This window comes from Xanthomonas albilineans, from assembly GCF_002939705.1.
Lineage (GTDB): Bacteria > Pseudomonadota > Gammaproteobacteria > Xanthomonadales > Xanthomonadaceae > Xanthomonas_A > Xanthomonas_A albilineans.
The window spans coordinates 38,850-65,399 of sequence record NZ_MDCB01000015.1 but is presented as its reverse complement, the minus strand read 5'-3'; the positions used below and the strand labels follow the sequence as shown (position 1 = coordinate 65,399).

The 26,550-nt window shown below is 62.6% G+C and carries 24 protein-coding genes; 12 read left to right on the top strand and 12 right to left on the bottom strand.

Annotation, left to right across the window (positions count from 1 at the left end):
• The first annotated feature begins 16 nt into the window (after positions 1-16).
• Positions 17-664 carry a response regulator gene (locus XalbCFBP2523_RS13150; protein WP_012916119.1) on the top strand — a complete coding sequence of 216 codons (648 nt, stop codon included), beginning with the start codon at positions 17-19 and terminating at the stop codon, positions 662-664.
• Positions 665-991: 327 nt separating this feature from the next.
• Here XalbCFBP2523_RS13150 and XalbCFBP2523_RS13145 read toward each other — a convergent pair whose 3' ends face one another.
• Positions 992-4,333 carry a ribonuclease E/G gene (locus tag XalbCFBP2523_RS13145; RefSeq protein WP_170064237.1) on the bottom strand — a complete coding sequence of 1,114 codons (3,342 nt, stop codon included), beginning with the start codon at positions 4,331-4,333 and terminating at the stop codon, positions 992-994.
• A 402-nt stretch (positions 4,334-4,735) separates the two neighbouring features.
• Here XalbCFBP2523_RS13145 and XalbCFBP2523_RS13140 point away from each other — a divergent pair, with 402 nt between their 5' ends.
• Positions 4,736-5,728, top strand: a complete 993-nt coding sequence (locus XalbCFBP2523_RS13140; protein WP_012916117.1) for an RluA family pseudouridine synthase — start codon at positions 4,736-4,738, stop codon at positions 5,726-5,728.
• A gap of 44 nt (positions 5,729-5,772) precedes the next feature.
• Here XalbCFBP2523_RS13140 and XalbCFBP2523_RS13135 read toward each other — a convergent pair whose 3' ends face one another.
• The 3 genes from XalbCFBP2523_RS13135 to XalbCFBP2523_RS13125 all read right to left on the bottom strand — a co-directional run bounded on the left by XalbCFBP2523_RS13135 (position 5,773) and on the right by XalbCFBP2523_RS13125 (position 8,688).
• Positions 5,773-7,638 carry a DUF3300 domain-containing protein gene (locus tag XalbCFBP2523_RS13135; protein WP_045765783.1) on the bottom strand — a complete coding sequence of 622 codons (1,866 nt, stop codon included), beginning with the start codon at positions 7,636-7,638 and terminating at the stop codon, positions 5,773-5,775.
• 271 nt (positions 7,639-7,909) lie between these two features.
• Positions 7,910-8,302, bottom strand: coding sequence for an energy transducer TonB (locus XalbCFBP2523_RS13130; protein WP_230599062.1), 393 nt, complete (start codon positions 8,300-8,302; stop codon positions 7,910-7,912).
• A 44-nt stretch (positions 8,303-8,346) separates the two neighbouring features.
• Positions 8,347-8,688: a 4a-hydroxytetrahydrobiopterin dehydratase gene (locus XalbCFBP2523_RS13125; protein ID WP_012916114.1), complete on the bottom strand. Its 342-nt coding sequence runs from the start codon at positions 8,686-8,688 to the stop codon at positions 8,347-8,349.
• A 91-nt stretch (positions 8,689-8,779) separates the two neighbouring features.
• On the opposite strand from XalbCFBP2523_RS13125, the gene XalbCFBP2523_RS13120 reads away from it, so the two are divergent.
• Together XalbCFBP2523_RS13120 and XalbCFBP2523_RS13115 are read left to right on the top strand one after the other, a co-directional pair.
• Complete coding sequence (locus XalbCFBP2523_RS13120) at positions 8,780-9,376, top strand: NfuA family Fe-S biogenesis protein (protein WP_045765781.1); 597 nt, start codon at positions 8,780-8,782, stop codon at positions 9,374-9,376.
• 13 nt (positions 9,377-9,389) lie between these two features.
• Positions 9,390-11,066, top strand: a complete 1,677-nt coding sequence (locus XalbCFBP2523_RS13115; RefSeq protein WP_045766716.1) for a hypothetical protein — start codon at positions 9,390-9,392, stop codon at positions 11,064-11,066.
• Positions 11,067-11,100: 34 nt separating this feature from the next.
• Here XalbCFBP2523_RS13115 and XalbCFBP2523_RS13110 read toward each other — a convergent pair whose 3' ends face one another.
• The 7 genes from XalbCFBP2523_RS13110 to ykgO form a co-directional block, all read right to left on the bottom strand.
• Positions 11,101-11,562 carry a c-type cytochrome gene (locus XalbCFBP2523_RS13110; protein ID WP_045765780.1) on the bottom strand — a complete coding sequence of 154 codons (462 nt, stop codon included), beginning with the start codon at positions 11,560-11,562 and terminating at the stop codon, positions 11,101-11,103.
• An 8-nt stretch (positions 11,563-11,570) separates the two neighbouring features.
• Positions 11,571-11,942, bottom strand: a complete 372-nt coding sequence (locus XalbCFBP2523_RS13105) for a c-type cytochrome (RefSeq protein ID WP_045765779.1) — start codon at positions 11,940-11,942, stop codon at positions 11,571-11,573.
• Between the two features lie 335 nt (positions 11,943-12,277).
• Entirely contained in the window at positions 12,278-13,513 is a 1,236-nt protein-coding gene (locus XalbCFBP2523_RS13100) for a TraB/GumN family protein (RefSeq protein WP_045765778.1), read from the bottom strand.
• 144 nt (positions 13,514-13,657) lie between these two features.
• A complete protein-coding gene (locus XalbCFBP2523_RS13095; RefSeq protein ID WP_045765777.1) occupies positions 13,658-14,542 on the bottom strand; it encodes a carbon-nitrogen hydrolase in 885 nt (294 codons plus the stop codon).
• A 247-nt stretch (positions 14,543-14,789) separates the two neighbouring features.
• Positions 14,790-15,827: an agmatine deiminase family protein gene (locus XalbCFBP2523_RS13090; protein ID WP_045765776.1), complete on the bottom strand. Its 1,038-nt coding sequence runs from the start codon at positions 15,825-15,827 to the stop codon at positions 14,790-14,792.
• A gap of 190 nt (positions 15,828-16,017) precedes the next feature.
• Positions 16,018-16,347: a hypothetical protein gene (locus XalbCFBP2523_RS13085; protein WP_012916106.1), complete on the bottom strand. Its 330-nt coding sequence runs from the start codon at positions 16,345-16,347 to the stop codon at positions 16,018-16,020.
• 124 nt (positions 16,348-16,471) lie between these two features.
• On the bottom strand, positions 16,472-16,597 hold the full coding sequence (gene ykgO, locus XalbCFBP2523_RS13080) for a type B 50S ribosomal protein L36 (RefSeq protein ID WP_003468676.1): 126 nt from the start codon (positions 16,595-16,597) through the stop codon (positions 16,472-16,474).
• Positions 16,598-16,769: 172 nt separating this feature from the next.
• Between ykgO and cmk the strand changes: the two genes are divergently transcribed.
• The 8 genes from cmk (at position 16,770) to galU (ending at position 25,070) form a co-directional block, all read left to right on the top strand.
• A complete protein-coding gene (gene cmk / locus XalbCFBP2523_RS13075; protein ID WP_012916105.1) occupies positions 16,770-17,441 on the top strand; it encodes a (d)CMP kinase in 672 nt (223 codons plus the stop codon).
• 235 nt (positions 17,442-17,676) lie between these two features.
• Positions 17,677-19,356: a 30S ribosomal protein S1 gene (gene rpsA / locus XalbCFBP2523_RS13070; RefSeq protein WP_012916104.1), complete on the top strand. Its 1,680-nt coding sequence runs from the start codon at positions 17,677-17,679 to the stop codon at positions 19,354-19,356.
• Between the two features lie 78 nt (positions 19,357-19,434).
• On the top strand, positions 19,435-19,740 hold the full coding sequence (locus tag XalbCFBP2523_RS13065; RefSeq protein WP_012916103.1) for an integration host factor subunit beta: 306 nt from the start codon (positions 19,435-19,437) through the stop codon (positions 19,738-19,740).
• A gap of 73 nt (positions 19,741-19,813) precedes the next feature.
• Positions 19,814-20,101 carry a LapA family protein gene (locus XalbCFBP2523_RS13060; RefSeq protein WP_045765775.1) on the top strand — a complete coding sequence of 96 codons (288 nt, stop codon included), beginning with the start codon at positions 19,814-19,816 and terminating at the stop codon, positions 20,099-20,101.
• A 6-nt stretch (positions 20,102-20,107) separates the two neighbouring features.
• Positions 20,108-21,286, top strand: coding sequence for a lipopolysaccharide assembly protein LapB (gene lapB, locus XalbCFBP2523_RS13055; protein ID WP_012916101.1), 1,179 nt, complete (start codon positions 20,108-20,110; stop codon positions 21,284-21,286).
• A complete protein-coding gene (locus tag XalbCFBP2523_RS13050; protein ID WP_045765774.1) occupies positions 21,287-22,258 on the top strand; it encodes an MraY family glycosyltransferase in 972 nt (323 codons plus the stop codon).
• Between the two features lie 20 nt (positions 22,259-22,278).
• Complete coding sequence (locus tag XalbCFBP2523_RS13045) at positions 22,279-24,189, top strand: polysaccharide biosynthesis protein (protein ID WP_012916099.1); 1,911 nt, start codon at positions 22,279-22,281, stop codon at positions 24,187-24,189.
• Positions 24,189-25,070: a UTP--glucose-1-phosphate uridylyltransferase GalU gene (gene galU / locus XalbCFBP2523_RS13040; protein WP_012916098.1), complete on the top strand. Its 882-nt coding sequence runs from the start codon at positions 24,189-24,191 to the stop codon at positions 25,068-25,070. The genes XalbCFBP2523_RS13045 and galU overlap by 1 nt, the downstream gene beginning before the upstream one ends.
• A 249-nt stretch (positions 25,071-25,319) precedes the next feature.
• On the opposite strand, the gene XalbCFBP2523_RS13030 is transcribed toward galU, so the two are convergent.
• Positions 25,320-26,525 (bottom strand): acetyl-CoA C-acyltransferase, encoded by a 1,206-nt coding sequence (locus tag XalbCFBP2523_RS13030; RefSeq protein ID WP_045765772.1) that lies wholly within the window; start codon positions 26,523-26,525, stop codon positions 25,320-25,322.
• Between the last annotated feature and the right edge of the window lie 25 nt (positions 26,526-26,550).

Sequence of the window (26,550 nt, the reverse complement as noted above, 5' to 3'; positions counted from 1 at the left end):
GATGGAGTTACATGATATGACCATCAGGATTTTTCTGGTCGATGATCACACTCTTGTTCGGACGGGAATGCGCCTGATTCTTTCGAATCAGGCCGACATGAAGATCGTTGGTGAGGCCGAAAGTGGAGAGGCGGCGATCCCGCAGATCCGTCAGTTGAAGCCTCACATCGTACTGTGTGATATGCATATGCCGGGCGTCAGCGGGCTCGAAGTCACCGAACGCATCGTTAAGGGTGACTACGGCACCAAGGTCATCATTGTCTCGGTGCTGGAGGACGGTCCATTGCCCAGGCGCCTGTTGGAAGCTGGTGCATACGGTTACGTTGGTAAGGCCAGCGATGCGCAGGAACTGCTGCGTGCAGTGCGCGATGTGGCGATGGGTAAGCGTTATCTCGGTGCGAACATCGCGCAGAATCTGGCACTGGCGAACCTTGAAGGTGGTGGTTCGCCGTTCGATGCACTGTCCCCACGTGAACTTGAAGTTGCTCTGCTTTTGACTCGTGGCTTGCGTCAGGAGGACATCGCAAAACGCCTGAGTCTCAGTGCCAAGACAGTGAATACGCACAAGGCGCGCTTGTTCGAGAAAGTCGGTATCCAAGACAATATCGCATTGGCACGTTTAGCCGCGCAGTACGGATTATTGGACCCGACGCATCCGCTATAGTGTGGGTGTATGGTTCCAATATAGATCGGAAGTGGCCTGCGTCCGTTTTCTCTTTCGCCATCTTCCGTGTATAGCCATGTTGTCTGGAGCCCGTGCAGGCGGCTTGCATGTTCTCCATCAGCGTCTTGGCCGGTCTGCGTGTGCGGCATGTGTACGATGCTCGTTGGCATCGACAGCAGTTCGCCCTGCTGTCGACATGGCGAGATGATGAACGCAAGTCAGTTCCGCGGCGCCAGCGTCAGCACGACAAGATGTTGCCTGTTTTGCACTGGGAGAGGGGAGAACAAAAAAGCGGCCCGAAGGTCGCTTTTTTGTGTTGGGGTGGGATCAGCTGCGATCCTGCTGCTCCTTGTTTTCGTCATCTTCGCCTTCTGTTTTGCGGGTGGGCTGGACGACAACAGGCGTGGTACCAGCAACCGGCGTCGACGTCGTGCCGACGTTGTGCCTAGGGACCGTTTCATGCGTGTTGGGCTTGAGTACGTCTAACAGCGTCGTTTGCACTGGGGCGTAGGTCGGCTTGACAGGCGCGGGGTCATCGTGACGCTGCGAGGCATTAGTGGCGGTTTCACGCGTTGCCGCGCTTGCCGGCGCAGTCATGCCGAACGGATCCGCGCCTCTCATCGGCGTCGCCACGACGCCGGCTGCTGGAGCTGGCGTGTCTGCCGCTTTGGGCTGCTCTATCATCTTGACTGGCGCCGTAGGCGCAGCGTCTGATGCGGTGGTGGGCGCGATTGCGGGCAGCTGCTCGGCTGCGCTTTCCATACGCATGGTAGGCGTGGTCTTGTCGACGATGAGCGTTGCCGATGCCGCGTCGGTATGGGCGCCAGACGCGTCGCTTGCCGCGTGGTCAGCAGTGCCCATTGCGGTTGTTAGTTGTGCTATTCCCTCGGCGGTTTCGTGGGTTGGAGGGGGAGCGGCCACTATTGCCTGAGTGAGTGTGACGCCCTGGGGTGGGGCGTTGTCCACGAAAGCTGATGACGCCGTGGCGGTCTGGTGTGTGGCTGCCTGCGTGTCGATGGCAGGCCGTTCGCGCCGGGGCTGCGGCTCGCGCTTTTCCTGCGGCGCAGGGGTTTCCTTGAAGGGTGACTGCGGCTTGACGTTGGTGCTATCGACGGTTACGTCGTCGTCGAAGTCGAATTCCGGCTGACTCCGGTTCGGTGCCGGTGTAGTCTCGCCATCGTTGTCTGCAGCATTCAAATCGATATCGTCTAGACCAGCAACCTCGCCCTCGCCGATAACGCCTGTTTCACCGTTGCCGCGTCGACGGCGGCGTCCGCCGCGGCGTCCGCGTCGGCGGCGGCCACCGGCCTCGCCGTTCACGTCGTCCCCATCGCTGTTCTCGCTTGCCAGCACGGACTGCCCGGTTTCCAGAACGCTTTCGTGCTCGTCGCCGTTGGCGTGCGGGGTGGCAGCGACGAGTGGGGCCAGGCTGGTTACGGCCTGAGCCTCTTGGCGCTGCGGTATATCACCGACCGCGACAGGAGGGGCGAAGGTGGCGGCATCCTGTGCCAGCGCGACAGGCGCCACGGGGACCGGCGCAACCTGCTTAGCGTTTTCGTCGGTACGCGCTTGACGCTGCGACTTTTCGTTCTGCACCGCAGCCTGGGACGCTTCCTGTTGTGGTTTAGGCTGGCGTGGTGGGTTCTGCTGTTGCTGTTTCGGCGGCTTTGGAGTCTGCTGTTGCTTGGCTTGCTGCGACGTCTGCTCGTTGCGTGGGAGCTTGGGCGACGGATTCTGCTGGCCACCGCTCTGTACCGCGCCGTTGTTGCCAGTCCGGCGCTCGTCGCGGCGGCCGTTGCCGCCGCCGTTGCCACGTCCCGCGTTGCCGCCTTGGCCACCGTTGCGCCGTGCATTGCGGTCATGACGGTCGCCGTTGCGGTTACGGTTTCCATCCTGCGGACGTTGGCGCTGTGCTGGTTCGGGTGCAGTTGGTGCCTGCGCCTGGTTTTCGCTGGCGCCGAAGATACGCTTCAGCCAGCTGACGATACCGATCGCTGGCGTGACAGTTACCGAAGGGGGGGGCGGCATCAGTGCTGGTGCGGCGGTCGTCGCCTCGGCCGTTTCGCGTAATGGGGCAGGCTGCGAGTGCTGCACATGGGTTACCGCGGGCGCGGGCGGAATGTTGAGCTGTGCCTTGGTCAGGGCATGCACCGGTAGCTTGCGTGGGGTGCCGCGCTGGTAACTTGGCTTGGTGCTTTCCTCGCTCAGTTCGTTCTCGCGCAGGCGAGTCACTTCGTAGTGCGGGGTTTGTAATTGCTCGTCTGCGACGATGACGATCGGTGCGTCGTGGCGCTTCTCGATCTCGCTGAGTGCGCGGCGCTTTTCGTTGAGCAGGTAGTTGGCGATCTCCACCGGGGCCTGCACCAGCACTTGCCCGGTGTTTTCCTTCATCGCGTGCTCTTCGGCGACGCGAATGATCGACAGCGACAACGACTCGACGCTGCGCATGCGGCCATGGCCGTCGCAGCGCGGGCATATGATCTGGCTGGACTCGCCCAGCGACGGACGCAGTCGCTGGCGGCTCATCTCCAACAGGCCAAAGCGCGAGATGCGGCCAATCTGTACGCGCGCGCGGTCGTACTTGAGCGCGTTCTGTAGGCGATTTTCGACCTCGCGTTGATGCTTGTTGGAGGCCATGTCGATGAAGTCGATCACCACCAGACCGCCAAGGTCGCGCAGGCGCAGTTGCCGCGCGACCTCTTCGGCCGCCTCCAGGTTGGTCTGGAACGCGGTGTCTTCGATGTCGCTGCCCTTGGTCGCGCGCGAGGAATTGACGTCCACCGCAGTCAGTGCCTCGGTCTGGTCGACGACGATCGAGCCGCCGGAAGGCAGGCGCACACTGCGCTCGTAGGCGGCCTCGATCTGCGACTCGATCTGGAAGCGGTTGAACAGCGGGATGTCATCGGTGTAGTGCTTGAGCTTGCGCAGGCTCTGCGGCATCACCTGCTGCATGAACTCCTTGGCATCGCCATACATTTCCACGGTATCGACGAGGATCTCGCCGATATCGGCACGCAGGTAATCGCGCAGGGCGCGAATGATCAGCCGTGATTCCTGGTAGATCAGGAAGGGAGCCGGCTTGGCCAGTGCGGCCTCGGCGATCGATTTCCACACCTGCAGCAGGTATTCCAGGTCCCACTGCAGTTCTTCGGCGTCGCGGCCGACACCGGCTGTGCGGATAATCACTCCCATGTCATCGGGGATGGTCAGCTTGTCCAGTGCTTCCTTCAGCGCAGCGCGGTCTTCGCCCTCGATGCGTCGGGAGACGCCGCCGGCACTGGGTGAATTGGGCATCAGCACCATGTAGCGGCCGGCCAGCGAGATGAAGGTCGTCAGAGCAGCGCCCTTGTTGCCGCGCTCTTCCTTGTCCACCTGCACGACGACTTCCTGGCCTTCGCGCAACAGTTCGCGGATCGTCGCCTTATTGTGGTCGACGCCGGCCTGGAAGTAGTCGCGGGAGATTTCTTTCAGCGGCAGGAAACCGTGACGCTCGCCGCCGTACTCGACGAAGGCTGCTTCCAGCGAGGGTTCGAGCCGGGTGATGCGGCCCTTGTAGATGTTGGATTTCTTCTGTTCCTTGGACGGCTGTTCGATGTCGATGTCGTACAGGGTCTGGCCGTCCACGATAGCCACACGCAGTTCTTCTGCCTGCGTGGCGTTGATCAGCATACGTTTCATTGATTGCGTTCCTCGCGCTGCTACCGCGCGGAACACCATGGGGTTTCGCTTCTGGTCACGCTTCGCCGCCCATCGCGCAGGCGCGGGGAGGGCGGCTTGAGCTTCCAGCGCTACGACACCACGGCGAGCCGCGGGAGCGCTTCTTTTGGGTGGTTCAGGGCCGGTGGCGAACTCCAGCCAGGCTGGGGCGCCGCACGGGGCATGTTCAGCGCGGACGTTGGGGGCGTCCGGCGATGGCGGGGCAGGCCGGTGAGCCGCTAACATGGCCGCCCCGAGGGCGGTGGTCGCGCACTGTGCCGGAATCGTCGCAAGCCGGGCTTCTGGCCCTTAGCTAACTTCGAACGAAATCAAACCCTTATCTCGCCCCCCGAGTGTAACAGAATAAACCGCCCAATGACTTCTCCTCCGGTTCCTCCAAAGTTGCGCGACGTCGCGACCAGTGCGGTGCGCATTCTCAAGGTTCCCGAGGATCGGGCTGGACAGCGGGTGGACAATTTTTTGCTCGGCCAACTCAAGGGCGCGCCGCGTAGCCTGATCTACAAGCTGATGCGCAGCGGTCAGGTGCGGGTCAACGGTGGCCGTACCAAGGCCGAGCGTAAGCTGGAGGTAGGCGACGAGGTGCGCATTCCGCCAGTGCGGTTGCAGGAGGAAGGTGAAAAAACTGCGCCGCCGGCGGCATTCATGGAGCGGTTGGAAGCAGCGATTGTCTATGAGGACGCGCGGCTGCTGGCGCTGAACAAGCCCTCGGGGGTGGCCAGTCACGGCGGCAGCGGGATCAGCTTCGGTGCCATCGAGACCCTGCGCGCCCTACGTCCGAATCAGACGCTGGAACTGGTCCACCGGCTCGATCGCGACACCTCCGGCCTGTTGATCGTGGCCAAGAAGCGCTCGGCATTGACTGAATTACAGGCCTTGATGCGCGAAGACGACCAGGTGCAGGGTCGCGGCATCGGCAAGCGCTACCTGACCTTGTTGGTCGGGCGCTTGCCCGACGGGACGATGACGGTCGAAGTGCCGCTGCATATCGGTCTGCGCCAGGGGGGCGAACGTCATGTGCAGGTGCATGCGGCGGGCAAGCCCTCGTTGAGTCATTTCCGTATGCTGGAACGACGCGGAGGGCATTCTTATTGCGAAGTGCGGATCGAAACCGGCCGAACCCATCAGATCCGCGTTCATGCCCAGCATCTCGGTTACCCGGTTGCTGGTGACGACAAGTATGGCGATCCCGAGGTCAACAAGCGATTGCGCGAGCACATTGGACTCAAACGCCTGTTCTTGCACGCGGCGTCTTTGGAGTTCACTCTGGATGGCGGCAAGGCCCCCTACCTGTTGAATGCGCCGTTGGCTGACGAACTGAGCGAGGCACTGAGCCGATTGGGGGGCTGATCTTGCCGTGCCGGGCGGCGTTGTCGCCGCCCGGCACCGAACATTCAGCCGTTGTGGTGGTCGTGATGCTCGTGGCGCTCGCCGTTATGCGACGGCATCGGTCGCATCGCCTGTTGCGGCTGTTCAGCAGAGCGTGGCATGGCCATCTGCGGCGGCGGGGCGAAGCGAACGACCCGTTGCTCCTGCATCCGCTGTTCTTGCATCCGCTGTTCCTGCATGTGTTGTTCTTGCAGGTGTTGTTCGGGCATGCGCTGTTGCGGCATGATCGGCCGCATGGCCTCGCGCGGCATTTCTTGCGCACGTGCTTGATATGCAGGTGCTGCGGGTTCGTGCCAGGTTTGTACGTGCTGAGGCTGCGCCACTGTTGCTTGTCGCAGTGGTTGCGTGTGCGCCATATCGCGCGCGAACGTCTCGCGGGCGAAATCCGGCTGCATGCCTGGATTGCCGTGACGGGGAGGCTCGACGATCCGCGAGGAAGGCATGCCGGGGTTTTCGGCGAATGTGCCTGCCTGCCTCGCTTGCGGCATGGGTTGGCCGCGGAAATTCGGCAGCGGCATCGGTTGGGAAGTCCGTAACCCGTTCGGCTGTGCCATCGCCAGAGTGTGCAGGGGCATGCGTGGATCGCGTGCCGCCTGTGCGGTGAATAGTGGGCCTGACGGCTGTAGCCGTTGCGACGGTGGCATCGCCGCTACTGGACGTCCCGCCTGCAGCATCTGCGCGGTGAAGTGCGGCATGGTTTGCGGCATCGATCCGGGCATGATACGGGCATGCGTCGGGGCAAATGTGCTCGTCGGCATGCCCATACGCGTCCCCATCGCCGCTGCGGTGGTCAGCGCAGCAGCCGTTGGCCGCGCCACAGGGCCGGACTGCGACGCGGTGGTGATGCCCACGCCCATCGGAATCGGAGCCGCGTTGTTATGTACGAAGGTGCGTGCGTCGATACGGTTGTTGATGATGGTCGTGCGCGGGGCGTAGACGCTGTTGTTGTACACCACGTAGTTCGGTACCGATGGTGGCGCGTTCCAGTTCACTCCCCAGTTGTTCCAGCCCCAGCTGTGCCAGGCGGGCTCCGGTTCGAACCAGCCGAACATGCGGTGGTGATGGTGTTCGAGCGCCTCGCCGATCAGCACGCCGACCCCGAAGGAAATGATGCCTGTGGTCACCAGGTCGCCGGTATCGTAGTAAGGGCGTGGCGGACGGTAGCGGTACTCGCGGTACACGCCGATCGGTTCGCCGTAGACCACCTCGGGATCGTAGCGCGGCACGTAGACCACGTCCGGTTGCGCCGGTTCGATCACGATGGTGCGGCTCGGTGGCGGCACTGCGTCGGGATAGGGGGCCGGTTCCACGAAGGTACGCTGCACCACGTGTACGCGCTGTTGCGGCGTGTTGCGCAGGTGCCCTTGCGCTTGCGCGCGCTCACGCATGACCTGGACCGCGTCTAGAACCTGGTTGGGATCGTGCGCATAGGCATCGCCAAGTGAGCGGGTCCAGTCGCCGTTGCTTGCCAATTGGTCGACAACATCGGGGAAGGCGGTCAGGGCCTTGACGCTGGGATCCCAGGGTTGCATGGCCGAGGCTTGCAGGCGGTCGGCTGCTCTCATGCTACGGTTGTTGCGTAGCCAGTCCTGTGCCGCCATGACCTGGTCCGGATAGACCGAAGCGGCGAGCGTCTGCGCCAGCAACTTGTCGGGGAACAAGGCGATTGGCGCCACCAACTGGTACAACTGATCTGCCGTTGGCGGGACGTAGGTTGCAGGTGCCGGAGCGGGGGCGCTCTGTGCTGGTACTGGAGCGATGGCGCTCTGTTCTGGTGTCGCAGCGGGTTGCCGCTGGCATGCGCCGAGCGCAAACACGCTCAGGGCAGTGACCAATGCGACTTTGGTGGGAGGCAGTGAGCGGATCTCCATGCGGTACCTCATCAAGCAGGATTGGGGGGCTTGTGCGCGCAGCATGCCTTGCGTCAGGTGTCTGCCAGCTTGCTGAAAACGCACTCTGCGACAACATGCTGGCTTACGTTCAGGTGGTGTCAGCGCACCCTTTCAGGCAGACGCTTACAGCACGTGCTCATGGTGGCGAGGCCTTGGATGTTGCTCGGATTGGACGCACGTCGATGGCGGATTCGGCACGCAGGCGTGCATCGCCGCAGCCCCCTGCGGCGACCCCATTGACTTGATCGAATCAGCCGCTGTGTTTGGACTGTGCGTCGAGAGCGAAGCAGCGGTCCGGGCGCGGTTGCGGTGGGGTGAAGTTGACCGGCACCTGGATCGTCCACGGTACCGCTTGGCCGTTGCGGGTGGCAGAGTTGAACATCCATCCGCGCACGGCTTGTTGCGCCGCTGCGTCCAATGCGGGCTGTCCGCTGCTGTCGACCACGTTGACGTCGGTGGGTTTGCCCTGCACACCGACCACCACCTTCAGCACGACTTTGCCGCCGAGTCCGGCGCAGGCCAGTTTGATTGGGTAATCCGGCGGTGGCGTTCGCACCGCCGCGACCTCGGTCGGCGCCTGCGTCGCGGCCTGACGCTGGGATTGCGACGATTGACCGCAGCCGCTCAGCAGCAAGGCGCTCATGCAGGCGAGGGGAACAAGAGGGCGGGAAACGGCTGGCATACGGTTCACTCCGAAAGGGCTGACGCTTTGGCGGCGCAGATGAAGTCGTTCTCGCTGAGGCCCCCGACGTCGTGGGTGGAATAGCGCACCACCACGCGGTCGTAGTGCACGCCAAGGTCGGGATGGTGGTCTTCGCGATGCGCGATCCAGGCTAGCGCGTTCACGAACGCGAGTGTGCGGTAGTAATCCGGGAAGCGGAACGTGCGACTGATCGCTATGCCGCTCTCGACCAATTCCCAACCGGGCACCTGCGGTAGCAATTCCGCCAGGCGTGCCTGGGTGAGTTTGTATTCGCTCCCCTTGCGGGGCGAACAATGGGCCTGCGCGAGCGTGATCAGGTCGTTCATGATGGAGTTTTTACGGCGAAGTGGCTGAATATGCCGGAAAAGGACAGTGCTGATGATGAGCCAATGACATGCGAAAGGCTAGAATAGCCCCATGATCCAGATCTCAGACAGCGCCCAGGCCCATTTTCGTAAACTGCTCGAACGCGAGGCGGTGCCTGGCATGGGCGTACGCCTGAGCGCGGTCGATCCGGGAACTGCACGTGCCGACGCGCGACTGGAGTTCGCAGAACCGGCCGACTTGGCCGGCGACGAATGGGCGATTGATTGCGCTGGTTTTACCTTGTATGTGGCCGCCGACAGTGTTGTCTGGCTGGACGGAGCCGAGATCGACTATGTCGCCCAGGGAACCGGCCAGCAATTGACGATCAAGGCGCCCAGGATCAAGGGCGAGGCGCCGGGCGAGGCGGCCTCGCTGGTTGAACGGGTGCGCTGGGTCGTGGAAAACGAGGTCAATCCGCAATTGGCTGAGCATGGCGGCCGTGTCGCGGTGCAGGAAGTGTCTGGTGATGGTGTGGTGGTGTTGCGTTTTGGTGGCGGATGCCACGGTTGCGGTATGGCGGATGTGACGCTGAAACAGGGCATCGAGAAGACCCTGATGGGGCGCGTGTCCGGCGTAACCGCCGTGCGCGACGCGACTGACCACGACAGCGGCAGCGCACCGTACATTCCGCGCGATACGGTTGCCTGACCCTGGGCGCTTGGTGACACGCGCCGCCGACATTCTCGACGCGCTGTTGGCGCGTATGCCGGGTGAGTTGCCGTGCGACCCTCTTACCGGGTTGCCGTACAGTTGGGCGCGTTGGTTCGCATCGCAACCGGTCGCGACACGGACGTTCGTGGCGTCCGAGCTGATCGCGGCATTGCCGCAGCCGTTGCCGGCGGTCCCGATGCGCCTGCCTGCACTGAGTCCATGGCAGGCATTCCGCCGGCTATGGTGGCAACACTGGGATCCGGCACCGCACGACCAGCGTTGGTGGCGATGCACTGCGGTGTTACTCAGCCTGTTGTTGCATCTACTGTTCGCCGTGTTCTTGTTGTGGGTTGCGTTCGTGCGCTGGTTGCCGTTGCATACCGACAATGGCGAGGCAAGCCGCGTGCAGGTGGAGTTCGTCGGTCGCGGTACGCTCGCCGAGACGGGGGGCGGTGCGTCGGCACCGGTGACGACACCGCAAAAGAATGTAGCGCCCGTTAGCGCCACGCGTGTTCCACATCCCGTCGTCAAGCGCGCACGCAGCACAGCCAAGACCTCGACATCGCCTGCTGCCGTGGCGACCGACAGCGCCAACGCGCCGGTCGCGGCCAACAGTCCGCCGCCGCCAGAGCAGTCGTTGCAGGTCACCGAAACGTCTGTGCCTACCAGCGATTTCGTATTGCCGCCGCCGCCCCGCTTGCGCACACCGGTGCCGACGCCGCGATCGATCGTACCGCCCGAGATTCAGGTGCCGGAACGCGATGTTCAGGTGGTCACCGAAGTACCCGCCTTGGCGCAGATCCGCCCGCGCGAGGTCGTCGTGCCGCGACCGGCCGCGCCGACGCCGCAGGTGCGCGAACGCGAAGTGCCCGCACCACTACCGCAGGTGCAGGTCCAATCACCGCAGATGCCGACCCAGATGCCGATGCCGGAACTGCCTGAACCGCAGACACCGCAGGTGCGGCAGATCGAGGTCCCGACACCTGCGACAGTCAGCGTACCGGTGTCCGCGTTGCCCGCTGCCACGACAGTTAAGGAATCAAGTGCGCCTGCTGTGGCGACGGCGTCGGCGACACAAGCCAGCACTCCAAACACGCAGCAGGCTACACCCGCACCGGCATCCGCGACAGCGCCACCTGGTCAGCGTACCGCTACGCCAGGCAGTGGTCCGGCGACCACCGCTCGCGACGGCGGTTGGGCCACGCCGCAGCGTAGCGACGACTGGGGTGCGGCGGCGCGCAACCGGGCCGGCGATGCCGGCGGCGGCGCGCGTAACGGCTTGTTTAATGGCGACGGCAGTGTCCGCTTGGCTGACGGAGCTGGCGCGAACAAGACAGCCGAGCGCGGCGCGCCGGGGGCCGACACCGATACTTGGACGCGCGAGCGCATCGCCAACGCCGGCCAATGGCTCAAACGCCCGCCATACGACTACACGCCGACGTCCTTCGACAAGTATTGGCTGCCGAATGCGACCTTGCTGGAGGAGTGGGTGCGACGCGGGATTCAGTCTGTCAGCATCCCTATCCCGGGCACCGGAAGCAGCATCAAGTGTGTGATCTCGATTTTGCAGGTCGGTGGCGGATGCAGCATCACTGATCCCAATCTCAACGATCAGCCGGCGGGTGCGCGGCCGCCGCCAAAAGTACCGTTCAAGCCAGCATTGCAAGAAGACAACGGCAGCCGCTGAGCATGGCCGTCGCGCATGCGCGACGGTCTCGCGCTCAGTTCACACCATGCAGATCGCGCAACTTGGTGGTGCGCGAACCAAAGTAGGCCGCTAGATCGGCGATGTCCTGGTCGCTCAGTTGCGCCGCTTGTTGACTCATCAAGGGGTGCTGGCGGTCGCCGCTGCGGTAGGCCTGCAGCGCATGGGCGAGATAATCGCCGTATTGGCCGCCGAGCTTGGGGTAGGTCGGGTCGATTGGCGCGTTGCCCTCGGTGCCGTGGCAGTTGATGCAGTTCTGCCCTGTGGCCTTGCCCTTGGCCTGGGCGAGTTTTTCGCCGATGGCGATGCGTCCGCCGGGGAGTCCAGCGGAGGAGCCGGCCCCATGCTCGCCACTGGCGTGGCCAGGATCGCCGGCCGAGGTGCTGGAGGATTCCACCTGCGATTGCGAACATGCCCCCAACCACAGGGTTGCAAGCAGGACGATGGCGGGACGCAGAGCGTGCGCGGCGTTCGACATGGGAAAGCCTACTTGAGAGTGGACAGGAAAGCGGCGATGTCGGCGATATCCTGCTCCGAGAAGCTTTCCGCCTGCGCCTGCATGGTTGGGTGCTTGCGCTTGCCGAGCCGGTATTCGGTCAGTGCCTGTGTCAGGTATTGCGTCGATTGCCCGCCGATCTTGGGGATGCGGTAGCTGGGATAGGCATTTTTGTAGCCGGTAACCCCGTGGCAACCCTGGCAGGTGTAGGTCAGCAATCGGCCATTGGCGGCATTGCCTTGCACAGGTGCGGAGGTGGCAGGAGCGGTGGGCGTTGGCGCGCTTTGCGCCATGGCCGGGACGACCCCGATAGAAACAAGGATGGCCAGAGCAAGACAAGCGGCTAGCGGCTGCGTGCGCATGGTTTCGTGGTCCGGAAGGACGGGACGGGTGTACGGCGTGAGGGAATACGGAACGACCCGAGTATAGCCTTACCTTTCGTGGCTCCGAAACTGGCCACGAGCGATATGTGTGGACAGGGCAATTTGCCGCATGTGATGCTAATCAATATCGCATGCGTGGTTCGCTCGCTCGACAATTGCGACTCCACAGCTGCCGCCAGCCATCCAGTGGCTAGATTGGTTTGGGACACGGCTTCAGCCCCGAAGCGCTGCACTGCCGTTGCTTATAGCGCAGCCATGACACAAGGCGTTGGCGCCGTAGGCCATGAGGGCAAAGCCCGGTTGCCATGGCGGACTCAACTGGCCAGTTTGCTCAAGATGCGAAATCCGGCCAGCCATACGCCCAGCATGCTGCCCAGATTGGTCAGCAGGAAGGTCAGCACCACCCGCGAGACCCGGTTGCGGTACCAGCCGCGCAGGCTCTGCGCATCGTCGCGCAGTGCCAGAAAGTCGCCGTAGGCAGGCTTGCGCATGTGTACTTCCACCAGCGCGCTGAATGCACCAGCAGGAACCCCGGGCCGAAATGGTTTCAGCGGTGCGGCGATGGCGCCGGCGATCACACTCAGTGGATGGCCGCCGGCCAGCAGGCAGCCCAGCCCGGCCAGCCCGCCAGTGAACAGTACCCACTGCTGGAGCAAATCGGTGCCCAGCGCGAAGCCGCCATGCCAGTATCCCCAGGCCACGCCACCGAGCACCAGCGTGGTCAGGGTCAGGGTGATCCAGGGAACTTTCTTTTGGGTCGGTGCGTCTTCCAGCGTCTTGCGCAGCGTTGCCGGGTCGTCTTGATCGTTCTGCAGGTGTTTGGCCATACCGGCCAGATGGCCGGCGCCGACGACCGCCAGGACTTCGCGCACGCTGTGGCGATGCGCCTCGCCGTGCGCGTGTTCTTCGCGTAGGCGTGTGGCCATGTAACGGTCGCGCTCGGCGATGATGGTCGCGTATAGCTCTGGGCTTTCGCTGGCGAAATCGCCGAAGCTGGCTTCGAGCATGTCGCCTTGTTTGAGCTTCTCGATCTCTGCTTCGCCGACTTCCTCTGAAGCGAACAGGCCGCCGAGCAGGCCGCTGGCAAGTTTGAGCTTGCCGAACAAGCCGAGTCGGCTGGAAGCACGCTTGAAGGTCAGCCCGACCTCGCGATCCACCAGATATACCGGCAACTGTCGTTCGCGTGCCAGCAGCACCGCGCGTTTGAGTTCGGCGCCAGGTTCGATGCCGAGCTGTTCGGCCAAGCGGCGTTGATAGGCGGCCAGCGCAAGGTTGGCCGCGAACAGGGCCACGCGTCCTTTGCGGATCACCTGCACCAGATCCAGCTTGGTCAGCACGTCCGGATCGGTGAGCGCCTGCAAGCGCTGCGGATCCAGTTCCACCGCTACCGCGTCGAAGCGGCCGCTCTCGATGGCACGCTCGACAACCGCGACGCTGGCCAGGGAGACATGCGCAGTCCCGAGCAAGGTGTAGCGGACCCCGTCGCGTTCGACGATGCGGTACGGTTGGTCGGCGAATAGTGCGTCGTCGGCCTGGGGGAGTGCGTTCATGCCATTACTCGTCGGAAGGGCCTGGTCGGCGCCATGGCGCAACAGGCGTTGTGGTGTTGTGTTGAGGTCGGCAGGTACTTAAGACCTAGTGACCGGCTCGGTGTGCTGTACGCGGGAGCATCCCGTTCAATGCGCTCGGCGGGTTCAGTCGATATAACGCTTGAGCAGGTCGCCATACGCGTCGATGCGACGGTCGCGCAGGAACGGCCAGATCCGCCGGACATGTTCGCTGCGCTGCAAGTCCACCTCGCAGACCAGCACCGTCGGGTCGGTTCCGGCCTCGGCGATGAATTCGCCCTGTGGACCCAGCACGTGGCTGTTGCCCCAGAACTGGATGCCCGATGCCCCGAGCGGCGATGGTTCGTGGCCGACCCGATTGCAGCTCAGCACCGGGATGCCATTGGCGACGGCATGGCCGCGGTGACTGAGTACCCAGGCATCGCGCTGGCGTTCCTGTTCGGCCTGCGCGTCGTCGGGGTCCCAACCGATCGCGGTGGGGTAGAGCAGCAGCTCGGCACCGGCAAGCGCCATCAAGCGTGCCGCCTCCGGATACCATTGGTCCCAGCACACCAGCACGCCGAGACGACCGACCGAAGTCTGGATCGGGGTGAAGCCCAGATCGCCCGGGGTGAAGTAGAACTTCTCGTAGAAGCCCGGATCGTCGGGAATGTGCATCTTGCGGTATTTGCCGAGCAGGTTGCCGTCCTTCTCGAACACCACGGCAGTATTGTGGTAAAGGCCCGCAGCGCGGCGCTCGAACAACGAACCGACCAGGACCACGCCGTGGCGCTTGGCCAGCGCGCTCAGGCGCTGGCTGCTGGGACCGGGAATCGGCTCGGCAAGATCGAATGCTTCGACCGACTCGTGCTGGCAAAAATAGGCGCCATTGTGCAATTCCTGCAGCAACACCAGATGCGCGCCCTGTGCGGCTGCTTCGGCGACACGCGATTCGATCGCGCTCAGGTTCGCTGCGGCATCGCCATGGTTGCGCTCCTGGATCAGCGCAACGGAAAGAGAATGTCGGGTCATTACGGAGATGAGGGAGATCGGCGAAAGCATGCATGGTAGCGCGGATGGCTGCGCGGCAGCGCCTGGGCAGATGAACTGTGATGCAGGCGCAGAGGCCGGATCGCGGTGTCTCGGTCTGGTATTTGCGTTATGCGCACCCAGACGAATCAAGATGCATTGCCATTGGGCGGTACTTGCTGGTCGATGCAGGCTGTGAGCCATGCTCCGCTCTTCCGCACGCGGCCAAGCCGGCCATGCGAACGCACATTCAGTGCGCAAGTGCCCCAGCTGGCAGTTGCATGGTGATGCAGTGCAGGCTGCCGTTCTGCCAGATCAATGCCCGGCATGGGATCGGCACGATCTCATGCTGCGGGAACGCCTGCGCCATCACCGCTTGCGCCTGTGCATCGGCGGCGTCGCCGTAGGCCGGCATTAGCACTGCGCCATTGACGATCAGAAAATTGGCATAGGACGCGGCCAGGCGCCGGCCTTGGTCGATCACCGGCTGCGCCCAGGGGAGCGGGAACAGTCTGTAAGGACGTCCATCGATGGTGCGTAATGCCGCCAGTTCGGCCCCCATCGCCTGCAGTTCGGCGTAATGCGAATCGTCGGTGTCGTCGCAGGCTTGGTAGACGATCGCATCCTCACTGGCGAAGCGGGCGAGGGTGTCGATATGCGCATCGGTGTCGTCGCCTTCCAGATAGCCGTGCTCCAACCACAGTACCCGCTGTTGTGCCAGCCAGTCGGCTAGATCGTGGTTAAGCGATGCGCGCGTGCGCTGCGGATGCCGCTCGTGCAGGCATTGCCAGGTGGTCAGCAAGGTGCCGGCGCCGTCGCAATCGATGGCCCCGCCTTCCAGCGCGAAATCGATACGGCGCACTGTGTTGTCGGCGAACAGGCCTTGCGCGGCGAGTAGGCTCACCAGTTGGTCGTCCAGGCTCGCCTGGAATTTCCCGCCCCAGCCGGTGAAGCGGAAATCCAGCAACTGGAAGCCACCGTCCGCACGTGTCAGGGTAATCGGGCCTGAATCGCGCAGCCAAGTGTCATCGTATTGAGCCTCCACGAATCGCACCCGCTGCATGTTTACCCGTGCCGAGCGCAGTCGTGCCTCGGCATAGATCTGCAAATCTGCGTCGGCGACGCAGATCGCGATGTGCTGAAAACGCACGATCGCCGCGACCAGCGCGATGTACGTCTCCTCGACCTCAGCCAGACGCGCGGCCCAGTCGGTGCCGGCATGCGGCCAGGCGATCAAAATAGCGGATTGGGGCTCCCATTCTGCTGGAAGACGCAGGTTGTCGCTCATGGTGGATCGTCGCTTAGGTACTGCCCGGGCGAAGCCGGGGGAGGGATCAATTTCTCGTATAGCGCCACGCTGGGGCTTGCACGGGGCCGCTCGTCGCGAGAGGCATAGGATTGGCCGCTCCAGCCAGTGGTGTGCCCTGGCTGGCTTGGCTACGCTGGCCGTTGTTGCGAAAGTTGGCTGCTGCTGCGCGTCAACGGATCGCCGGTTTTGGGCCGATCTCGTTGGGGTCCACCTTATTGGCGACCACGTCGACGACCTTTTGCTTCTCGAAGTACACGGTGAAAGCGGGGTAGACCCAGCGGTTGATGGTCGGCCATTGCCGCTTCTGGCCGCCGCGTGGTTCCAGCGTCTGTTGCGGGGTGCCGTAGCGCGCCTGCACCTGGCTCATGCTCAGCCCACGCGTTGGCATCGACGCGACAGGTTCCTGTCTGACCCGGTCCACAAGAAGCGTCTCGGCGTGGGCGCCGCCGGCTAGGCCTAGGGCGGTCAGCAGCGGCAAGATGAACAGACGGTGCTTCATCACGTGTACTCCCCAGATGACGGAAGAACGATTACAGCAAACTTCGGCAACAAAAAACCGCCCGAAGGCGGTTTTCATCGAACGCCAGCCATCGCTACGCACGGCGCGGCGAGCAGTCTTGCAATCAGCGCTGGCGCGCCTTGAAGCGGGGGTTCGTCTTGTTGATCACGAAGACCTTGCCGCGGCGGCGGACCACCTTGCAGTCGCGGTGACGGGCCTTCGCCGACTTCAGGGAGGAAAGGACTTTCATGGCACACCTCGGCGTAAACGTGTGGATTCGAAGGGAGGCGGCACGGACAAAGCCGTGGCGCTAGATGAGTGATCCAGCAATCATAGCCTGTTTTTCTTCATTGTTTCAACTGCTTGCGCCAAGCGGGTGGACGTCGGCGCTACAATGCACCGCCAACGCTCCGAGGAACCGCATGAACGAACCCTCTCCCGTCCTGACCCTCGATGGCCCATCCGGAGCCGGTAAAGGCACCGTCAGTCGCATCGTCGCGGCGCGACTTGGGTGGCATTACTTGGATTCGGGTGCGCTGTATCGGGCGGTCGGAGTCGCGGCTAGTTGGGCCCACCTGGACATCTCCGATGCTGCCGCGCTGGTGCGCTGTACCTTCGATACCCGTGTGGACTTCGAGGAAGTTGCCGACCGTGGTTTGCGGGTTTTGGTCAATGGCGTTGATGCCACCGATGAGCTGCGTTTGGAAACCGCTGGCGGGGTAGCCTCTGCGATCGCCGCCATCCCGGAGGTGCGCTCGGCGCTAAAGCAGCGCCAGCGCGCATTTCGCTGCCCGCCGGGGCTGGTCGCCGATGGTCGTGATATGGGGACAGTGATTTTCCCCGATGCGCCGTACAAGGTCTTCCTGACCGCCAGTGCCGAGGAGCGCGCCCAGCGCCGGCATAAGCAGTTGAAGGAAAAAGGGGTTTCCGTTATATTCGGTGACCTGCTGCGCGAGATCATGGCCCGCGACGCACGCGATGCCCAGCGCGCAGTGGCGCCGCTGAGGCCGGCAGACGATGCCGTCCTCCTGGATACCACTGGCATGGACATCGACCAGGTGGTGGGCCGCGTCATGCAGTTGTTGCACGTTTGAGCGGTGCGGAGGGTGGTGCGGTGGCGAAGCGGGCCATTGTCCGCCTTGCCAGTCGTTCCCAAGACACGCAAGCGTCATGAGTTCTAAACCGTAGTTCCAAGGCTCCGCCGCGCAATCCTGCGTTGCGGTTTTTTCACTCCACACCCGGCTGCGGTTTGGGCCGACTAACCAGGGTGGGCAGTTGCCGTTTCAATCAAGAAACGCCCTGTCCGTGTGTCCACTAGAGTAATTTCAAATGACCGAATCTTTTGCCGAACTGTTCGAAGCCAGCCAAGCCAATCTGGCCAAGCTAAAGCCCGGCGCCATCGTCACCGGCACCGTCGTGGAAGTTCGCGGCGATGTGGTGGTGATCAACGCCGGACTGAAGTCCGAAGGTATTGTGCCGATCGAGCAGTTCCGTAACGAGGCTGGCGAGATCGATGTCGCCGAGGGCGACCTGGTTAAAGTCGTACTCGACTCGCTGGAGAACGGCTTCGGCGAAACCGTGCTGTCGCGCGATAAGGCCAGGCGCGCCATGGTGTGGGACGAGCTGGAAGAGGCGTTGGAGAAGAACGAGACCATCGTCGGCCGCATCAGCGGCAAGGTCAAAGGTGGTTTCACCGTGGATATCAAGGATGTCCGCGCGTTCCTGCCCGGTTCGCTGGTGGATGTGCGCCCTGTGCGCGACCCGTCCTGCCTCGATGGTAAGGAATTGGAATTCAAGCTCATCAAGCTGGATCGCAAGCGCAACAACGTGGTGGTTTCGCGCCGTGCGGTTGTCGAGAGCGAGCACTCGGAAGAGCGCGAGCAGCTGATGGATAAGTTGAATGAGGGTACGATCCTGAAGGGTGTGGTCAAGAATCTGACCGACTACGGCGCGTTCGTGGATTTGGGCGGTATCGACGGCCTGCTGCACATCACCGACATGGCCTGGAAACGTGTGCGCCATCCGTCCGAAGTGGTCAATGTCGGCGACGAGCTGGACGTGCGCGTACTCAAGTTCGATCGTGAGCGTAACCGCGTGAGCCTTGGTTTGAAGCAACTGGGCGAGGATCCGTGGGACAACATCGCCCGTCGTTACCCGGCCAATAGCCGCGTGTTCGGTAAGGTTTCCAACGTCACCGATTACGGCGCGTTCGTGGAGATCGAACCTGGTGTGGAAGGCTTGGTGCACGTGTCGGAAATGGATTGGACCAACAAGAACGTCAACCCGTCCAAGGTCGTGCAGGTCGGCGACGAGGTCGAAGTGATGGTCCTGGACGTGGACGAAGAGCGTCGCCGCATTTCGCTGGGCATGAAGCAGGTCGCCGCCAATCCGTGGGAAACCTTCGCGGCCACCCACAAGAAGAACGACAAGGTGTCTGGCCAGATCAAGTCGATCACCGATTTCGGTATCTTCATCGGCCTGGATGGCGGCATCGACGGCCTTGTGCACTTGTCCGACATCAGCTGGAACACCACCGGCGAAGACATCGTGCGCAACTTCAAAAAGGGCGACACGCTGGAAGCGGTGGTGTTGGCGGTGGACCCGGAGCGCGAGCGCATCAGCCTGGGCGTCAAGCAGCTGGAGCAAGATCCGTTCGGCCAGTACATGGCAGCCAACCCGAAGGGGTCGAAGGTCGAGGGCGTTGTGCGCGAAGTGGATGCCAAGGGCGCCACGATCGATCTGGCCGATGGCATCGAAGGCTACGTCGCTGCACGCGATATTGCCAACGAGCGCGTCGACGATGCTAGCCAGCACCTGAAGGTCGGCGACAAGATCGAAGCCAAGTTCGTGGGCATGGACCGCAAGGGCCGCACCTTGCAACTGTCGATCAAGGCCAAGGACGATGCCGAAATGCGCGAAGTGCTGGAGGAATACCAGTCCGCGTCTGGCGGCACCACACAGCTGGGCGCGCTGTTGCGTGCACAGTTGAACGGCAACAAGTCCGAGTAATCCGTCAGACACAACGTCACTGGGACGGCCCGGTCATTCCGGGCCGTACTAGGTTTCGCCTCCACTGCACGAATCCGTATGACCAAATCCGAGCTGATCGAAATCCTGGCGCGCAAGCAGGTGCATTTGAAGTCGGATGACGTCGATCTGGCGGTGAAGTCGTTGTTGGAAATGATGGGCGGTGCCTTGTCAGGTGGCGAGCGCATCGAAATACGTGGTTTCGGCAGTTTTTCCCTGCATTACCGGCCGCCGCGCCTAGGCCGCAATCCCAAAACTGGCGAATCCGTTGCGCTTCCGGGCAAGCACGTGCCGCATTTCAAGCCCGGCAAGGAGTTGCGCGAGCGTGTCAGTGCTGTTGTCCCGATTGAGTCGGACGCACTCTAAACCTGCCATCCTGCGTTTGCTGCAATCCACGCACGTTGGGCTAATCTGCTGTCTCCCGGCGCTGGAGTTCCTCATGAAAATCGTCCGACTGCTGATATTGCTGGTGTTTCTACTTGCCGGCCTGGTCATCGGCTCGCTCAATTCGCAGCCGATCGTCATCAATTTCGGTGTCAGTGCCCTTGCCACCACCTCCGGCATCGCCATCATCGTGTCGCTGTTCGCGGGCGTGGTGATCGGTGCGGCCTTGGTGCTGACCCTGGTCGCGATCCCGCTGTACGCCAGGCTGCGCCGCGCCAACAAGGCTGCCAATGCCGTTGGTGTGCCGGTTTCCTCTCATCTCCAGGCGATGGATGGGCGCTGATCTTCGATGGACTTTCTGACCGAATGGTTCTGGTTCTTCCTGTTCTTGCCGTTAGCGGCGCTGAGTGGCTGGGTCATTGGTCGTCGTGGCGGCCAGCGCCATGGGGATTCCCAGGTCAGCCGCCTGTCCAGCACGTATTTCCGTGGCCTGAACTACCTACTCAACGAGCAGCCCGACAAAGCGATCGAGCTGTTTTTGCATATCGCCGAACTGGACAAGGAAACTTTCGAGACGCAAGTAGCGCTCGGACATCTGTTCCGTCGCCGGGGTGAAGTGGACCGTGCGATCCGTCTGCATCAGGGGTTGGTACAGCGTACTGACCTCAGTGACGCGCAACGCGTACAGGCGTTGCTGGCCTTGGGCGAGGACTACATGAAGTCCGGCCTGTTGGACCGGGCCGAAACCGTGTTCACAGAACTCGCGCAGATCGACCAGCGCGCCCCACAGGCGCTCAAGCACCTGATCAGCATCTACCAGGCCGAGCGCGACTGGGAAAAAGCCATCGACAATGCTACCCGCTACGAAGAAGTGACTGGCGAGCCGATGGGCAAGCTGATTGCGCAGTTCGAATGCGAGCTGGCCGACCGCTATCGCGCCTCCGGCAAGCCGGATCTGGCGCGCGCGGCGATTGCGCGGGCCTACCAGGCGGACGCAAAGTCGGTGCGTGCCGGGATTCTGGAAGGGCGCATCGATGTCGATGATGGCAATAACGACGGTGCGATCCGCGCTTTCGAGCGCGCGGCCCGCCACGATCCGGATTATTTGCCCGAGATCATGCCGGCATTGATGGAGTGCTATCGCCGTGGCAACGATCTTAGCGGCGCGCGTGCGTTCCTGTCGGAGATGACCGAACACTATCGCGGTATCGCTCCGGTGTTGGCGCTGACCCGCTTGATGGAATCGCAGGAGGGCGCCTCGGCTGCACGGACCTATCTCGGCCGTCAGCTCAAGGATCGGCCGTCGGTGCGTGGCGAGTCGGCCCTGATCGAGCTGACCTTGGCCGAGGGCGCGGACTCCACCGCCACCCTGCAGGATCTCAAGCACATCACCGATCAGTTGCTGGTGCGCAATCCCAGCTACCGCTGCACCCGCTGCGGGTTCGGTGCGCGTACCCATCACTGGCAATGCCCCAGTTGCAAGGAATGGGGGACGGTCAAGCCCCTGCTCAACTACGCGGTGGTGTAAGTGCCGGTCGCATTAGGGACAATGCTTCTCGCGCTGGCGCCGCTTAGTGCTGTCGGTACTTGGTTGTCGTGCCACTACGCGATCAAACGCAAACTGATGGACGCACCTGGCGAGCGTCGTAGCCATGCCGTGGCGACGCCGCGCGGCGGTGGGATAGCGATCGTAGTGGCGGTATTGGTCGCCTGTGGCTGGGCGGGGGTGCATTGGCCGGACCATGCCTGTGACATTACTGTCTTTACGACCGGCCTGCTCCTTGTCGCGGGAGTCGGTTGGTGGGACGACCACCGCCCCCTGTCGGCCGCTTGGCGTTTGTTGGTGCATGTGCTGGCGGCGAGCCTGCTTGCCGCACTTGTCTATAAATCGAACCAGTCGCTGTGGCTGACAGGATTGATCTGGTTAGCAACGGTTTCGTTGATAAATATCTGGAATTTCATGGATGGCATCAATGGCTTGGCGACCAGCCAAGCGATGCTGGTGGCGTTGGGGTTTGCTTGGCTGCTGCCTGCATGGTCTCGTTGGCCCTGTTGGGTGCTATTGGTGACCTGCGCCGGCTTTTTGCCTTTCAACTATCCGCGAGCACGGATTTTCCTCGGGGATGTCGGCAGCGGCGCAATCGGCTACCTGATCGCCGGACTATTCGCGTGGGGCAGCCTAGTCTCCGAGCGCATACCCTGGTTGTTCGCGATACCGCTCTCGGCGTTCGCTATTGATGCAGGTTTCACACTCTTTTCGCGCATGCTGGCGGGCGAGCGCTGGTGGCAGCCGCATGCGCAACATTTTTATCAGCGTTGGGTACATACCGGGAGTAGCCACACCACCGTCACTCTTGCCTATGCTCTGTTCAGCATATCCTCTATTACAATCGCTGGAATAGGTTTAACCCTGGAAACGGTGGGGCAGGCGAGTTTGGCGATCGCCTGGTTTTTTTCGGCAGCTGTGCTTTGGCTGGCTTTGCGCAAGGGAATACGCTGAACTCTCACGACGGATCACTGATGCTTTCTACCCGCGACCGAATCACCAAGCTGTTGCCCAAGATTTCCGTGGTTGTCCACGATCTTGTCATTGTCTGGATTTGCTGGCAGTTGCTGCATGCTTTGCGCTACACGATGCTGCCTGGCGAGCATCCGCTGCCGCTGTGGAATCTCAATACCGCAATTGTCCTGTTGGCGCAGGGCTTGGTGCTGTGGAAAGTGGGCCTATACCGTGGTCTGTGGCGCTTCGCGAGCGTTCCCGATCTGCTGAATATCTTCAAGGCCAGCTTTTATGGTCTGATCGCGATTGTCCTGGGACTGGCGTACAGCCGTTTCGACGCAATTCCACTATCGGTGCTGATGGTCTACCCGTTCGCGCTCTCGGCGTTGTTGGGCGCGCCGCGCCTGCTGTACCGCGCGTGGAAGGATTACCAGATTGCGCACTCGGACGATACGGCGCGACGTGTGCTGATCGTGGGCGCCGGGCGCGCTGCCGAGGCGTTGGTACGCGATTTGCGCCGTTCCGGTGCCTACTATCCGGTCGGCTTCGTGGACGACGCCGGGCATCTGCATGGAGCCAAGCTGCAGGGCTTGCCGATCCTTGGCCGTATCGACGAGGCTGGGGAGATCGCTAAGGAAACCGCGGCCAAGCTGTTGGTGATCGCAATCCCGTCGTTGGACGCCGTGGGGATGCAGCGGGTGGTTGCGCTCTGCGAAAGCACCGGTCTGCCGTTCCGGACGGTGCCACGGTTGGTCGATGTGCTCGAGGGCCACTACCTGCCTGGCGAACTGAAGGAAGTCGCGATCGAGGACTTGCTCGGTCGCAAGCCGGTGAAGCCCGACTGGAAATTGATCAAAGGCTGGCTCTCAGGGCGAACCGTACTGGTCACTGGTGCCGGCGGTTCGATCGGCTCGGAACTGTGTCGGCAGTGCGCGCGTCATGGTGCCCGCAAGGTGCTGCTGCTGGAGATCGACGAATTGGCCTTGATCACCATCCATGCCGATTTGCGTCGCACCTTCCCCGATCTGGAGATCGACTGCGTCCTCGGCGACTGCGGCGACCCGGCGGTGATCCGTCATGCGATGCGTGTGGCCGAACCGGATGCGGTGTTCCATGCCGCCGCCTACAAGCAGGTTCCGTTGCTGGAGGGGCAGTTCCGCGAAGCGGTCCGCAACAACGTGCTGGCTACCGAGAATGTGGCGCGCGCTTGCGTCGCTGCCAATGTCTCGACCTTCGTGTTCATTTCCACCGACAAGGCTGTCAACCCGGTCAATGTGCTTGGCGCCTCCAAGCGCTATGCGGAGATGGTGTGCCAGTCACTGGACGATCAAGCGGTGGGCACGCGTTTCGTGACCGTGCGTTTCGGCAATGTGCTCGACTCGGCTGGCAGTGTGGTGCCGCTATTCCGAGAGCAGATCCGCCAGGGCGGCCCGGTCACGGTGACCGATCCGCAGGTGACGCGTTATTTCATGACCATTCCCGAGGCATGTCAGTTGATCGTGCAGGCGGCTGCGTCGGCCTCGCGGGGCGCGATCTACACCCTGGACATGGGCGAGCCGGTGCCGATTCGCTTGCTTGCCGAACAGATGATTCGTTTGGCTGGCAAACAGCCCGGGCGCGATATCGCTATCCTCTACACTGGTCTACGTCCGGGCGAAAAGCTGCACGAGACGCTCTTCTATTCCGACGAGGACTATCGGCCCACCTCGCATCCGAAGATTCTCGAGGCCGGTGTGCGCAGTTTTTCCCGTGAAGACGTATTACGGGGTGTACAGCAGTTGCGTGCGGCGGTCGCCGACTACGATAGCGAAACCATCGAACAGGTGCTGCGCACGACCATGCCCGAATTCGCGCCCTTGCGTCAGCAAGGCGCTCACGATGGCTCGGCTACGATTGTTCCATTCCCCGCACGCGAGGCCAGAAGGCTCTGATGAGCAAGAGAATCCGCAAGGCAGTATTCCCGGTCGCAGGTCTGGGTACCCGTTTTCTTCCCGCCACCAAGACCGTACCCAAAGAAATGCTGCCGATCATCGATCGGCCGTTGATCCAGTATGCCGTGGACGAGGCGATCGAGGCCGGGTGCGATACCTTGATCTTCGTGACCAATCGCTACAAGCATGCGGTCGCGGATTATTTCGACAAGGCCTACGAACTAGAGCAAAAGCTAGAGCGGGCTGGCAAGCACGAACAATTGGAGATGATCCGTCATGTGCTGCCCGATGGCGTGCGCGCGATCTTCGTTACCCAGGCGGAAGCCTTGGGCCTGGGGCATGCGGTACTGTGCGCCAAGTCGGTGGTTGGCGACGAGCCATTCGCGGTGCTGCTGCCGGACGATCTGATCTGGAACCGAGGCGATGGCGCCCTCAAGCAGATGGCCGATCTCAACGCCGCTAGCGGCGCCAGCGTGATTGCCGTGGAGGACGTGCCGCATGAGAACACCGCCAGCTATGGCATCGTGGCTACGGATGCTTTCGATGGCCGCAATGGCCGCATCAAACAGATCGTGGAAAAGCCGAAACCGGCAGACGCGCCGAGCGATCTGGCCGTGGTGGGGCGTTACGTACTCAGCCCGAAGATCTTCGAACTGTTGGAAGGTACCGGGACTGGCGCCGGTGGCGAGATCCAGCTCACCGACGCGATCGCGACGCTGTTGAAGAGCGAACGAGTCGACGCCTATCGTTTCGAAGGGACCCGTTTCGATTGTGGTACTCACCTGGGTCTGGTCGAAGCGACCATTCGTTTCGCGTTGGAAAACAAGAAACTTGCCAAGCCGGCGCGCGAGAAGCTCACCCAGATGCTTGCGGAAGATTAAGCCTAGTTCGGTGCTGCTTCCGGCTTACGTATCATGCATGTCGTCGAGTGGGCGATGGATATAAAAAGCAGCCGCTAGGCTGCTTTTTACCTTCTGCAACTGCTTCCTGCTGGCCCCGTGAGCGAACCTGTCGTGCGTATTGCAAAGAACCTGCACGCACGTACTGACCTGGCCTGCCATCGATACCGCAAACTGGCCTGGATACGTCTTCCAGTCCACGATGCCGATGGTTCCCGCCGTGCTGAGGGATCATAGTGCCTCGATGATGCCTGCGGCGCCCATGCCGGTGCCGATACACATAGTGACCATGCCGTACTTTTTCTGATGCCGGCGCAGGCCATGTACCAAGGTCGCGGTGCGAATGGCCCCGGTGGCACCGAGCGGATGGCCCAACGCAATCGCGCCGCCCAGCGGATTGACCTTGGATGGGTCAAGGTTGCTGTCGCGTATCACTGCCAGCGCTTGGGCGGCGAAGGCTTCGTTGAGTTCGATCCAGTCCAGTTGCTCCTTGCGCAGGCCAGCCTGCTTGAGGGCTTTTGGGATCGCTTCGATCGGTCCAATGCCCATCACCTCCGGACGCACGCCAGCGACCGAGAAGCTCACGAAGCGCGCCAGCGGCGTTAGTCCGTAATCCTTGAGCGCCTGTTCCGAGGCCAGTAGCAGCGCACCGGCGCCATCGCTCATCTGCGAGGAATTACCGGCCGTGACGCTACCGCCGAATTGGCCGTTGCGGAATACTGGGCGCAGCTTGGCCAGCCCGTCCAGGGAGCTATCCGGGCGCGGACCTTCGTCGGTGTCGACACGCATGTTGCGCAGCGCGATGACGTTGCCGGCCAGATCGGGTTGATGCGAGACGATGTCGTAGGGCGTGATCTCCTCGCCGAACGCGCCCGCGGCGATCGCAGCGATGGCCTTCTGGTGCGAGGCGAGGGCGAAGGCGTCCTGGTCCTCACGCGACACCTTCCATTCCTCTGCCACCTTCTCGGCGGTAATGCCCATGCCGTAGGCGATGGCGACGTGGTCGTCTGCGAATACACGCGGCGACAGGGCGACCTTGTTGCCCATCATCGGCACCATCGACATCGATTCGGTGCCGCCGGCCAGCATCAGGTCGGCGTTGCCCAAGCGAATCTGGTCGGCGGCCAGCGCCACCGCTTGGAGGCCAGAGGAACAAAAACGGTTGATGGTCTGTCCGGCGACCGAGCTGGGCAGCCCGGCCAGTAGTACGCCGATGCGCGCCACGTTCATGCCTTGCTCGCCTTCGGGCATCGCGCAGCCGATGATTGCGTCGTCGATGCGTGCAGGATCGATACCCGGCGCCTGTGCGACCACCGCGCGTAGCACGTGCGCCAGCATGTCGTCCGGACGCGTGTTGCGGAACATGCCCTTGGGCGCTTTGCCGACCGGGGTACGGGTGGCGGCGACGATATAGGCGTCTTGAATTTGTCTGGTCATTTGCTGAGTTCTCGAATGACGGGGA